This is a genomic window from Aerococcus sp. UMB1112A (assembly GCF_030230715.1).
Classification (GTDB): Bacteria; Bacillota; Bacilli; order Lactobacillales; family Aerococcaceae; genus Aerococcus.
Genome location: NZ_JASPDS010000020.1, coordinates 1 through 12,796 on the forward strand (window position 1 = coordinate 1; position 12,796 = coordinate 12,796).

8 protein-coding genes are annotated in these 12,796 nt (G+C 51.5%); 4 read left to right on the forward strand and 4 right to left on the reverse strand.

Going from position 1 to position 12,796, the window contains the following annotated elements; translation table 11 throughout:
- The 3 genes from QP860_RS08985 to QP860_RS08995 form a co-directional block, all read right to left on the reverse strand.
- Positions 1-2,114 (reverse strand): YSIRK-type signal peptide-containing protein (locus tag QP860_RS08985; RefSeq protein ID WP_284912596.1); only part of this gene is annotated, 2,114 nt, incomplete at its 3' end.
- A gap of 534 nt (positions 2,115-2,648) precedes the next feature.
- Positions 2,649-5,573, reverse strand: a complete 2,925-nt coding sequence (locus tag QP860_RS08990) for an insulinase family protein (RefSeq protein ID WP_070618789.1) — start codon at positions 5,571-5,573, stop codon at positions 2,649-2,651.
- A gap of 20 nt (positions 5,574-5,593) precedes the next feature.
- Positions 5,594-6,169 carry an AI-2E family transporter gene (locus QP860_RS08995; RefSeq protein WP_284912597.1) on the reverse strand — a complete coding sequence of 192 codons (576 nt, stop codon included), beginning with the start codon at positions 6,167-6,169 and terminating at the stop codon, positions 5,594-5,596.
- Positions 6,170-6,245: 76 nt separating this feature from the next.
- Here QP860_RS08995 and QP860_RS09000 point away from each other — a divergent pair, with 76 nt between their 5' ends.
- Complete coding sequence (locus QP860_RS09000) at positions 6,246-7,007, forward strand: purine nucleoside phosphorylase YfiH/LACC1 family protein (RefSeq protein ID WP_070618783.1); 762 nt, start codon at positions 6,246-6,248, stop codon at positions 7,005-7,007.
- Positions 7,008-8,048: 1,041 nt separating this feature from the next.
- Here the strand turns inward: QP860_RS09000 and QP860_RS09005 are convergent.
- Positions 8,049-8,423, reverse strand: coding sequence for a MerR family transcriptional regulator (locus tag QP860_RS09005; protein ID WP_070620840.1), 375 nt, complete (start codon positions 8,421-8,423; stop codon positions 8,049-8,051).
- A 369-nt stretch (positions 8,424-8,792) separates the two neighbouring features.
- On the opposite strand from QP860_RS09005, the gene QP860_RS09010 reads away from it, so the two are divergent.
- The 3 genes from QP860_RS09010 (at position 8,793) to QP860_RS09020 (ending at position 12,602) form a co-directional block, all read left to right on the forward strand.
- Positions 8,793-9,665 (forward strand): cation diffusion facilitator family transporter, encoded by an 873-nt coding sequence (locus QP860_RS09010; RefSeq protein WP_067973414.1) that lies wholly within the window; start codon positions 8,793-8,795, stop codon positions 9,663-9,665.
- A gap of 88 nt (positions 9,666-9,753) precedes the next feature.
- The gene (locus QP860_RS09015; RefSeq protein ID WP_070620837.1) at positions 9,754-10,947 is read left to right on the forward strand and encodes a MalY/PatB family protein; all 1,194 of its coding nucleotides are present in this window, start codon (positions 9,754-9,756) and stop codon (positions 10,945-10,947) included.
- Between the two features lie 209 nt (positions 10,948-11,156).
- Positions 11,157-12,602, forward strand: coding sequence for an alpha-amylase (locus QP860_RS09020; RefSeq protein WP_070620835.1), 1,446 nt, complete (start codon positions 11,157-11,159; stop codon positions 12,600-12,602).
- Positions 12,603-12,796 lie beyond the last annotated feature (194 nt).

A 12,796-nucleotide genomic window follows, 5' to 3' on the forward strand; every position in this document is an offset into this window, starting at 1 on the left:
GCGACACCTTGTTCGCCCTTTTCGCCTTTTGGACCTTGTGGGCCGGCGACACCTTGTTCGCCCTTTTCGCCTTTTGGACCTTGTGGGCCGGCGACACCTTGTTCGCCCTTTTCGCCTTTTGGTCCAGCTACACCAGGTTCACCTTTGTCACCCTTAGCGCCGGCATCACCTTTAGGTCCTTGTTGTCCATCGTAAACAAAAGTTTCATTGAGGACTCTTCCAGTTACTGGATCAGTTACAGTTACCTTAGTGCCTGGGCGGCTGTCTTTTTCACCACGTTCAGTTGTAATCTTAGGAGTACGTCCATCACGAGGAACGATGGTCTTGCCTGGGCGGCTGGTGCGATCGCCGTCATGGACGACAGCTGAAATTGTGTCGCCTTCGTTTAAAGGTGTTACATTAGAAATTTGGAACTCCCCATCTGGATTGGTACGTGTTTGATAGGTTTTATTCCCAACTGTTACAGTAATAGGTTTGTTTGGTTCAGCTACACCGCTGATAGTCGTATCGCCTGATAGACGAGGATTCACTACTGGAGGTTCAACTGGTTGTTTCTGGCCTTCTGGTAGGCCGACACCAAGTAAGATTTCCGCATCTACTGCTGGCTTTTCAATCTCATCACGCGTTCCAATTTCTCCTAAGTCAACGCCCTTATAAGTGCGAACTGTTTTAATGTGTTTAGTAACCCCTTCTTCCCCGGCTCTAACTTGTTTAGCTGCACCAATAGGGAGTTCAGTGGTTGTCCGATACTGAGTTTGGAATTTGATAGGAGACTTAGTAACTTTTTCGCGCGTACCGAAGTTAGCTTCAGGATTAAAGTCACCTTGTTGAGAAGCATTATTAACAAAATAATTTTCTCTAGATTGTGGATCCATAGTCGAAGTATTTGCACTAAAAGCACGGTTAAACATTCCGACGGTAGCCTTATAGTCTAACTTTCCATTCCAATCTCTTACTGGTACTGAGAATTTTAAAATAAGTGGACGATTAGCCTTAGCATCAAAATTAGATAGAGGACGTGCATCTGAAGTAGATATACCGTGATAACCAAGTGCCCCTGCTTTTTTTAAGGTGAAATCTGCTGGCTTAGGATAAGCTTTACTGTTTGGAACATTCACTTTCCCAGTGATACCATTCGCAGGAACATTGAATCCATTTCCTAATTCAATACCAAATCGAGGTTCATGACTTACAGATCCTAATCCATTTAAGCCATTAGGGCCCACATGATAAGTTAATTCAAAATCTACTTTATTTCCTGCCCGATCGGGAGTCGCTTTAAAGGTGTAATTAGCTGGCTGATCCGCACCGTGAACTATCCCATCTCCTCTATGAGCTAATGGTGTTGACGCATTCCCTAAAGCAACAGGCGCTCCACCAACCCGAACTTCACTTGGGGTTTCAGATGCGGCATAGAAGGCAAAGCCCGTACGGCGTTTGTCGCCCGCGTACTGAACGCCGGCTTTGGAAACTTCTTCCATCAACTGGCGGCCGTTGCTGACTTTAGCTAAATCGACATTCTTCACAATGCCATCGATCTCTTCGTCGGTGTAGATGTCCTTGAGTTCTGTTCGAAGTGCTTCTTGAGGGTTGGCTGCACCTAAGATTCTCTCAGCCAAACGGTCGAGGCCAGCTTCGCGAGCTGCTTCTGCAGAAGCGCCTGGAATTTCAGCCCCTTCAACTGCCGCATAGTTGCCTGCTTGGCTTTGAGGAGCTTCCTTCTTGCCGTTGTCTGACAATTCACCCACTTCTGGGTTTAAGTTCTTTTCTGCTGATTCTTTATTTTCTTCAGCTGGGGCTTGGGCCTTAGCTTCAGCTTCTGGGGCTTCCAGCTTTGTTGCTTCTGGCTCGACTGGAACTTCAGCTGCTGGTGCAGGCTCTTCGGCTGGCTTAGCTTCAGCTTCTGGAGCTGCTTCAAGCACAGGTGCCGCTTCTGGCTGGCTGCTGGTTGCATCAGCTGGGGCTTCTACCCGGTCCACAGCACTGGCTGCAGTAATTTCATCGGCTTGCACGCTCACGGCTTGGTTAGCAAACAATAAGCCTGCAGCAACTGCTACAGAGGCGACGCCTATATTTAGACGTTTGATGGAGTAACGGTAGAACTTGTTACTCATCTTCTCTCTTCTTAATTTTATATTATTTTTTCCTAGCATAAAAACCTCCCGGCATAATAAATCATTCGCGTACGTCACCAATTATCTTACTCCACAAAAAATAAAATAATAAACAGAAAATTTTTTTGTACTTTTTCCAATTTGTCAAAATTTTAAAAACAAAGCTTAATATCTAAGGGTTTTTACTTGCTTTTTAAAGAGAAATTAAATTTATTTTTTGTATTTTATTTTGCACATTAATTTTGTTCATTTTGATACTTTTTGCGCTAATTTAATCTATTGTATTAATAGCCTAAAGAAATAACCTACGATTTTTGATCTCTTTCTTCCTATTATAATAATTTTCATCTTTTTGAGGCTTTTTGCACATTGAAGACCGACTGACAAAAAAATACAAATTTAGTTTTTATTAAGCATATATTATTTATGTTATCAAATTATAAGTACTATTTGAAGCGTCTTATTTTTCTCCAAACAAGAAAAAGCCCCTAGCAGGAACAAAATCTTGCTAGGGACTATGGCTTAGACTTATTGCTAACTTCGGTAGGATTTAAGATCGCGACGGTCTGTGAAACGATCAGCAGCAGCATCAATCTTGTCCTGGTTGCCGATCACCACCCAGGCATCTTCTTGGAAGACTTGATCAATAGCGTCCGCATAGGCCTGGAAATCATCCAAGCTAGTTGCCAGGGCTTCTTGGAGACGCCGGTTAATCCGCCCCTCGGTCTCGCCTTTGAAGTAGCGGCGGAGGGCTAGACCGTTGACAGCTTGGGGCACGATAGGGAAGTGGAAGTTAGTCATCGCGCCAATGATGAACTGATCAATGGTCGCTTGGTCAAGGGTCAACTGGCGGATAAAGTCCCCAATCTGGCTGTAAACTTCTAGCGTGCGGCTGAGGTGGGGGTCGCGATAGGAGTAAGCCGCAAGATCACCAGCTGGATTCAGGATAAAGCCTGCCCCATAAGCGCCGCCTTGTTCACGGATTTGTTCGTGGAGGAAGCTACTGGCCAAGAGATGGGCGAGGACAACGACAGCCCCCGAATAATAGAAATTCTCAGAGTCGATTCGACCCCCTTGGACCACATATTGGACATTGCCGTTGGTTCGAATGCCTTCGCGTTGGCGGCCAGTTAGCGGCACATCGAGGGGTTGGCTGGGGGCTTTTTGGCTTGGCAACTTAGCTAGGAAGGCTTGAGTCTCTTCGATGAGGACATCACGGTCACTGGCTTCCGCCGTCAGACTAACCGTGACGTCTTGACTAGACCAGAGCCTGGCTTGGAGGTCGGTCAGGGCTTGGCTGTAGTCTTCGAAGACAGCATCAAAGTCAGCGAGGAGGGCACAGACATGATCGTAATAGGCAATTCCTTCTAGCTCTTCCGCAATCCGAGCCGTTTCCGTTGTCATGGCCTGGAGCCGGGTGAGGGCTGAGCTATGACCACTAGTCTCCAGACTGTCCTCCAAGTCCGCCTTAACCCGCTGGAGGATATTCAAGAGTCGGGCCTTCTCATCGAAGCGGCTGGTCGTTAGGATCTCTTCCACTAGGTCGAAGGCCTGGCCACTATCTCGACCCAGGGCAGCGAAAGAAACGACTAGCTTAGCCTGGTAAAGAGCTGGCTGGTCCACGTCCCGGTAGAGCTTGACCTGGAAGTTTAAACCATTGGCATAGGTTAGGATAGCTGTATCCAAGTCCGCATAAGTGTGTGATTCCGTTGAGACGCTACCGAGGAAGATCAGGAGGTCCGAGAGGGTCGCTAGGTCATCGAAGGCCACTTGGTCGAGCGGGAAGGCTAAGTGGACATAGCGAATACCCGCTGCGGGCTGGTCATGATAAAGACATGTCTGACCTCCGGCGAGTGTGAGCTGGTCTTCAGGGATGCTAGCCACTTCCCGGTCCACGTCAGCCAAATCGAGCTGGGGTAGACTAGCCTGGGCTTCGGGGCTGTCAGGGGTCTGCTGGTAGCTGCGGAGGGAGGCATTGGCCGTCTTAACCTGGTCTAATTCCTCTGTTGTCATGGTTTGGACTTGGTCTGCCAGTTGGTCAGCTACTTCCTGGTCCATGGCCTGGTGGCGGCCCAGCTCAGGCTCGTGGACGAGGATCTGCTGGCCTTTTGCCCCTAGCAAGCGGTCCTGGATGAGCCGCTCATAATAATCCGTCCCCAAGCGCTCTCTAAAGGCCTGGAAGCTCTCGCTGTAATTCAAGGATTCGTCAAAGGAGATGCCATAGCGCCAAGCACTCATGCACTGGATGAACTTGGTCACTCCGCGATTGGCGCCCCCTGCCTCACGCAAGGCGAATTCGGTCCGCTTGATCACAGCTTCCAAGAGCTCCGTATTGATGCCTTCTTCAACCACCTGGCGGAGAACATCTTGAATCAGGGCGACCGCTTCATCCACCCGGTCGGCGTTGAAGCGCTCCAGGATAATGGTGAAGTCCAGGTAGTAGCCGCTGCCCCCATAAACAGAGACATCCTCGGCTAAGCCGGCCTCCAGGATGGCTTGGCGGATCGGACTGGATTCGGCATTAACCAGACTATCGGCAAGAAGCCCCATCAGGTATTGGTCCTCTCGGGAAGTCGCTTGGCCAAAAGGCAGGCTATAGCTCAAATAGGAGTCAGTCGACCGGTCGTCGCCCTTGCCACCGTCATAACTAAGGGTATAACGGCGGTCTTCCGAACTGGGTACAGGCGTTTGAAGACTAGACAGACCTTGCCCCGCTTGGAAGTGGCTGAAGTAGTCGCCATCGATCTGGGTCAGGGCGCGGTCGATGTCCAGGTCGCCATAGAGGAAGGCCAAGGCATTGTCGGGCCGGTAGTGGGCCTGGTGGAAGGCGCAGAAGTCTTCATAGGTCAGCTTGGGAATGTCATAAGGATAGCCGCCTGAATCATGGGCATAGGTGGATCCAGGGTGGAGGGTACGGTCGATGTCCTGGATAACCGTCCGGTCGGGCGAGGAGTAGACCCCACGCATCTCGTTATAGACCACCCCATTGTAGGCTAGTTTATCCCTTTCCTCGTCCAGGTCCAGGTGCCAGCCCTCCTGTTCGAAGACCCGGCGCTCTTCTAACATCCGAGGGAAGAAGACGGCGTCTAAATAAACATCCATCAGATGGTGGAAGTCCTCCTCATTCATGGAAGCCACCGGATAGAGAGTCATATCGGAGAAGGTCATGGCATTGAGGAAGGTGTTCATGGAAGTCTTGAGCATGGACATGAAAGGGTCCTTGACCGGGTACTTGCGTGACCCCGCCAGAACGGCGTGTTCGACAATATGGGCTGCCCCCCTAGAATCCTCAGGCGGGGTGATAAAGCCAATCCCAAAGGCCCGGTTCTGGTCCTCATTCTTCAGCCAGAGCACACGGCCACCCGACTGGTCATGTTCATAGACATAGGCCAGGCTGTTGGCGTCTGGTGCTTGGAATTGGTCTACCAGGTGAAAACCTGCAATTTGTTCTTTTGACATGGAATCACATCCTTACTTAATTAGTCATTCATTTCGGTAAATTCAGCGTCGATTTCTTTATTCTGGTCCCGCTTTTGGTCTTGGAAGTCCCGGCTTACTTGGCGGTAGGCGGAGAGGAAGGGGATAACTAGAGCAGAGACTACGATCCCCATGACATTGAAGACCAGGGTACAGATAATGGTTACGAGAAGGGTCACCCAGACCGGCAAGGCCAAGTCCCGGCCCAGGAAGAAGGGCTCGAGAGCCTGCTTCAAGAGGGCCACGACCAGGTAGAGGCCGAGTAGCCAGAAACCAAGGGTCGTATCCCCCAAGAACCATTGGTAGAGGATCCAGGGGACGAAAACAATCCCGGACCCGATCACAGGCAGGGCATCGAGGAGGGCAATTACCAGAGCCAAGAGCCAGGCCCAGGGAATCCCCAGAAAGTGGAGGCCGAGGCCAAGAATCACAAAGACCAGGGCCAGCAGTTTGACCTGGGCCCAGGCAAAGACCCAGATATTCTTAAAGGTCCGCTTCAAGACCTGGCCCCAGAAGTTGGTCGTCTGAGCTTCCTGGCTCGGGTCTGCATTAAAATTATGGTTAAAATAAATATTCATCGTTTCTCCTTTAGTTCGTAAACTTGTTTTTTTAAGATTTAGCGGCTAAGATTAAGCTAAAAAAGGAGGGTCACTTATGACAACTTTCCGCTATCCAAGCCCAGATTCGATCATCGCTTTGACCAGCCTGCGCCAGGTCGACCAGCCCGAAGAAGGCAACTTCGGCCTCCGCCAGGCTAAAAACCCGACCGGAGTCATCGCCAACCGCCAGGCCGCCCTTGAAGCATACGGGCTGAGTCTAGATAAGCTGGTCATGCCCCAGCAGACCCACAGCCCCCATTGTTACCAAGTGGGCCGAGAAGATATTGGCCGAGGCGCCCGGTCAGCTGAGACCGGTATCGCTGACTGCGACGGACTCTATACTTTTGACAAGGGGATCATTGTAGGCGTCTTGACCGCCGACTGCGTCCCCATCCTCTTCTACGAGGAAGGCTCAGGCCTAGTTGGTGCCATCCATTCCGGTTGGCGGGGCACCGTCCAAGAAATCAGCCGCAAAGCTTTTGACCAGATCAAAGAAGCCCATCCCCAAGTCGCCATCGACCAAGTCCAGGTCCACATCGGCCCCGCCCTCTCCCAAGAGAAGTTCGAAGTCCAAGCCGACGCCTACCAGGCCTTCCACGCGCTCGGCTATGCCGACGACGCCATTATTTACCGAGCCGACAGCCAACGCTGGCACATCGACAACCAAGCCGTCGTCGCCAAACAATGCCAACTCAGCGGCATCCCAGCAGCAAACATCTACATCCACCACCACTGCACCTACCAAAACCCCGACGGCTTCTCCTACCGCGAGAACGGAACACCCTACCGGCACGGGCACTTGATTGTCAGGGTGTGAGGGAGTGCGGGTAGAAGTGGACCTCTGGAGCAAAGCGACAAAGAAGACTGAAAGTCTTCGGCGGCGCTTTGTGAAGAGGAGCCACTTCTGCGCGACCGAACCCGATTAGAGGGTGTGAGCAAAGGCGTTCAGAAAGGGATGACTGGAGGCAAAGAGGATAAGATCGGCTTTAGCCGGTCGTTCCACTTTGCTGAAGTCACTCCCTTTCTGCCTTTGCGAACCCAACTACACAGGGTGTGAGGGATGGCGTTTAGCTTTCGTTCACTGGAGCAAGTCACCAGAGCGGTCTGCAAGACTGCGGCGGGGACTTGTGAAGTGACACGAAAGCTGCCAAGTCGAACCCGACTTGAGGGTGTGAGAGGATGCGGTAGAAAGGGACCTCTGGAATAAAAGAGCAGAGAAGGCTGGAAGCCTTCGATGGACTTTTATGAAGAGGAGCCCTTTCTGCATACTCGAACCCGACTACAGGGTGTGAGCAAAGGCGATTAGAAAGGGATGACTGGAGACAAAAGGGATAAGAGCGGTTTTAGCCGGTCGTTCCCTTTTGTTGAAGTCACTCCCTTTCTGCCTTTGCGAACCCGACTTGAGGGTGTGAGGGAGCGCGGTTAGAAGTGGACCTCTGGAGAAAATTGGAGCCAGCTATTTGTATTCGGAGAGTTTGAGTACAAATTGGAGAACACATCTCTTCTAATAAAATGATGGCCCATTAGGATGAGGCAGAACCATTAGTAAAAAATCTAAAATAAGGATCAACAAGCTAGCAAGGCCTTGCTAGCTTGTTTTCATTATGGTTCGGGAAAGGGCGGCTTGCCTAGCGGGGGCAACTTGGGAATGCTGGCCTCGTTTGCGAGTTGGAGCAATTCAACTTGCTAATCGGAGGCCCGTTTGCGAGTTGATGCAAGCCTAATCGCTAAGGGCGGCCTCGTTCGAAAGTTGGTGCGACCCGACTTGCTAACGGCAGCCCCATTTGAAAGTTGACGCGACCCGACTTGCGATCCGAAGCCCTATTCGAAAGTTGCCGACTCTCTACTTGCTACCAACCTACATCTTCCGCTGGCGTGGGTCGCCTTGGCGGAAGCCACCAGCCTTGATGAATTCATTGTAGAGAATCTCCCGGACATCTTCGTCCGTCAGCTGCTTGGTGGGCTTTTCTTCTTTTTTCGGTGCAGTTTTTTGCTTGTGGAAGATCTGGTAGATGGAGTTGACGCTCCGCCCTTCCGCAATATAATCCTTAATCTCGAGCAAGCGGTCCACATCATTAAGCGAATACATTCGCCGATTGGTTTCCGACCGCTGAGGTGTAATCAGGTGTTTCTCTTCGTAATAACGAATCTGACGGGCTGTGAGGTCGGTCAGTTTCATCACCGTTCCAATCGGAAAGACCGCCATCGACCGCCGCAACTCTTTTTCTGACATGAGAAATCCCCCTATCCTTTCAATTCTATAATCTGACATCATGTTATATTATTTTACATCTTTGTGCAAGCCAAAATCTTCCCAAAACGAGCAAAATCAGGCAAGTGGCAAAAGGCTTGCCTATTCTTTGCAAGTACCTTTTTTGTATCTGGATTTGGAGTCACTCTAAGAGGATCTCAGACAGGCTCTACGACAAGAAACCGAATTCATCTTCTCAACTTCAATTTTTTCACAAGCTTCTGTACCCTTAAAAGTCCCTCCAAGGCTCCAGTAAAGATCAAGTTTAGGCGGTCCAAATCCCGACCTTTCAAGGATTCTGGCTTGAAAATTTGCTATACTAGGTCTATTAAGCTAAGAGGAGTTGACACCATGCCCGAACAATCTTATGAACAAGTCAAACGTGCCGAGCGGGCCACCTGGCTCAGTATCGCCAGCTATCTCATCATTGCCACGGCCAAGTTACTAGGAGGTTATTTCTTCCGGTCCAGTGCGCTGACGGCGGATGGGATGAACAACCTATCGGATACCATCAATGCGGTCTTCATGTTTATCGGCCTGCGTTTCTCCCGCAAGCCAGCGGACAGCGACCACCGCTACGGCCACTGGAAGGCGGAATCTATCGCAACCCTGGCCATGAGCTTCCTGATTCTCTATATTGGCCTAGAAGTAACCCTGAACAGTCTGCAGAACTTCTTCCACTATGAGCCTGTGACCCCAGACCCCCTGACTATCGGCGTGGCCCTGGTCTCGGGACTGGTCATGTTGGGGGTCTACCTCTACAACAAGCGTCTGGCCAAGCAGCTTGAGAGCCAGGCCCTGCTCGCCTCTTCCAAGGACAATCTGACCGACGCCCTCACCTCCTTCATGACGGCCTTCACTGCCCTCACCAGCCAGTTCGGCTTGCCTTGGTTGGACGGGGTCATGGCCCTGGTAATCGGCCTCATTATCCTGAAGACCGGCTTCGATATCTTCGTCGACTCCACCTTCCAATTGACGGACGGCTTCCCCGTTGACCTGATTGAGACTTACGAGGAAGAGATTGCCGCCATCCCCGACGTCCACAGCGTCCGCCACATTGCCGCCCGCCGTTACGGTGCCAATGTCTACATCGACGTCACCATCCTGGTCGACCCCTCCCTCTCCGTCAAGGAAGGCCACGACATCACGGAAAAGGTGGAACACGTCTTAGCCGACGCCTTCGCCATCCAACAAGTCGATGTCCATGTCGAACCGGATTTATAAGAGAGAGCGCTTAATCTATGGTAGAATACTAGTAAGTTAAGACCTCGCGCCTGCTCGCTTGTCTGTGTTAACCAGAAAGGATGATACCATGGATAAAGAAACATTCATCAAAAATTATGCCGTTGAACGTCAAAACACCCAATCGCTCAAGTGGGACCTCTTAGAAGAACGCTTCGGCGATGCAAACCTGCTCCCACTATGGGTGGCTGACGCGGAGTTCAAGACACCCGATAGCGTCCGCCAAGCCCTCCACGACAAGATCGACCACGGTGTCTTCGGCTACACCTTTGTGAGCGATGACTACTACGAGGCCTTCTTCTCCTGGATGGCCGACCATTTCGACCTCCATTTAGAAAAAGACTGGATTCGTTTTACCACCGGTGTGGTCCAAGCTCTCTACTACTTCGTCTATGCCTATACCCAACCGGGCGACAGCATCCTTATCCAGACCCCGGTCTACTATCCCTTCCACAATGCCGCCCGGGATACGGGACGTCGTTTAATCACCTGCGACCTCAAGGCTGTCGACAATCATTTTGAAATCAACTATGCCGCCTTTGAGCAGGCCATTATCGATGCCCAGGTCAAGCTCTATATCCATTGCTCACCCCACAATCCAGCGGGCCGGGTGTGGACCGAAGACGAAATGGACAAGCTCTTTGCGATCTGTGAAAAGCACGATGTCTTGATTGTATCTGACGAAATCCACCAAGACTTCAACTTCAGCGGTCGGCCTCAGATCCCTGCCCTCAATGTGGCAGGCGGCAAGTACCGGAACCGGATCGTGGCAGTTAACGCAGCTTCTAAGACCTTCAACATGGCCACCCTCCTCCAGTCCCACGTCATGATTCCCGATGACCAATTGCGGGCCCAATACGACCAGGTGGTGGACCGCTTGAATCTCACCGAGAACAGCATGATGGGGCTCATTGCGACCGAAGCCGCCTACCGGGATGGGGCGGACTGGTTGGAAGGCTTCAAGGCCACCATCTACAGCAACTACACTTACCTCAAAGACCGCCTGGCCCAAGAACTCCCAGAAGCCAAGGTCACCGACCTGGAAGGGACCTATCTCATGTTCGTTGAGCTCCCCTTCGTCCAAGACCAAATCGACATGGAAAACTTTATCCAAGACTGCTGTGGCCTAGCCGTCGACTACGGCAACTGGTTCGGCGCCAACTTCGGCGACTACATCCGCCTCAATCTGGCCACCATCCCCGAAAATATCGAACAAGCCGCCGACGCCCTGATCAAAGAGAGCCGCCGCTTACTCGACAAATAAAACAGAAAACCAGAAGTTCCTTCAAACGAGGGCTTCTGTTTTTTTTTCTAGACAGCAATCTTAAAAGATCGAGGTCCACTTTTCTTATAAGCAGCCAACAATTGAATTTAAAAACAAAACCTGTTCCCTAGGCGCTTTCTGAGTATTTTCTAAGGCTATTGGGTATAATTAAGGTGCAGATAATAGGATTTAGAAAAGGAGAAAAGACCATGAATGGAACGATGATTCAATATTTCGAGTGGGAGCTTGCGGATGATGGCAAGCACTGGCAGCGGGTGGCTAAAGACGCCCAGCACCTTGCTGACAAGGGCTTTTCCCATATTTGGCTGCCCCCAGCGACCAAGGGAACGGGCACCAATGATGTCGGCTACGGAATTTATGACCTCTATGACCTTGGCGAATTCGACCAAAAAGGGGCCCAGCGCACCAAGTATGGAACCAAGGATGACTATATAAAGGCCATCCAAACCCTTCAAGAAGCGGGCATCTCCGTCCTCGGCGATGTCGTGCTCAACCACAAGGCCGGGGCGGATGAGTCTGAGCGCTTCGAAGCCTATGAGGTGAACCCCGATAACCGCCAGGAAATCATTTCTGAAGCCCATGAAATTGAAGGTTGGACCAAGTTTACTTTTCCTGGACGCGGGGACACTTACAGTGCCTTCAAGTGGAATTGGACCCACTTCTCCGGTGTGGACTATGACCAGGCGACCGACAGCAATGGAATTTTCATGATCAAGGGGCTCAACAAGGGCTGGGCCGATAATGATGAAGTGGATAGCGAGAACGGAAACTTCGACTATCTCATGTTCGCCGATATTGACTACCGCCACCCCGACGTGATCAAGGAAGTGGAGAATTGGGCCAAGTGGTATGTCCAAGAGACCGGCCTGAACGGCTTCCGGCTCGACGCCCTCAAGCATATCAACGCCGACTTCATCGAGGAACTGGCAGCCAAGCTCCTGGAGGCTGACCCTGACTTCTACCTGATTGGGGAATACTGGAATGGGGACTATGCCAGCCTGGAGAACTATATGAACGAAACCAGCTTCGACATCGACCTGTTCGACGTCAAGCTCCACCAGAACTTCAAGGCAGCTTCCGAAGCGGTTGACGGCTTCGACATGTCCAGCCTGCTCGACGACACCCTGCTCCAGAAGAACCCCACCCTAGCCATCCCCTTCGTCGACAACCATGACTCCCAACCTGGCCAATCCCTCGAATCCTGGGTCCAAGACTGGTTCAAACCCCTCGCCTACGCCCTTATCCTCCTCCACCAAGACGGCCTCCCCTGCGTCTTCTACGGGGACTACTACGGCATCAGCGGCGACAATCCCATCCCCGGCGAGCAAGAGCTCCTCGACCAACTCCTGGACCTCCGACAGAATCAAGCTTACGGCAAGCAAAACAACTACTTCGACCACCCCAACTGCGTCGGCTTCACCCGCGAAGGCGATAGCGACCACCCCGATGGCCTAGCCCTCCTCATGTCCAACGGCGAAGCTGGCTTCAAAGACATGTACGTCGGCCAAGCCCACGCCGGTGAAGAGTGGCAGGACGCCCTCGGCAACAGCCCAGACACCATCAGCATCGATGACGACGGCAACGGCCACTTCACCTGCCCCGCAGGAAGCGTCTCTGTGTGGGTAAGGGTGTGAGCAATTGCGCTTAGACTTGAATAACTGGATACCAAACGGAAAAGAGCGGCTTTAGCCGATCGTTCCGATTGGGTGAAGTCACTTCAAGTCTGCAATTGCGAACCCGACTAGGGTGTGAGGGCGCGCGGTTAGAAGTGGACTCTGGAGCAAAGCAACAGAGAAGACTGAAAGTCTTCGACGGCGCTTTGTGAAGA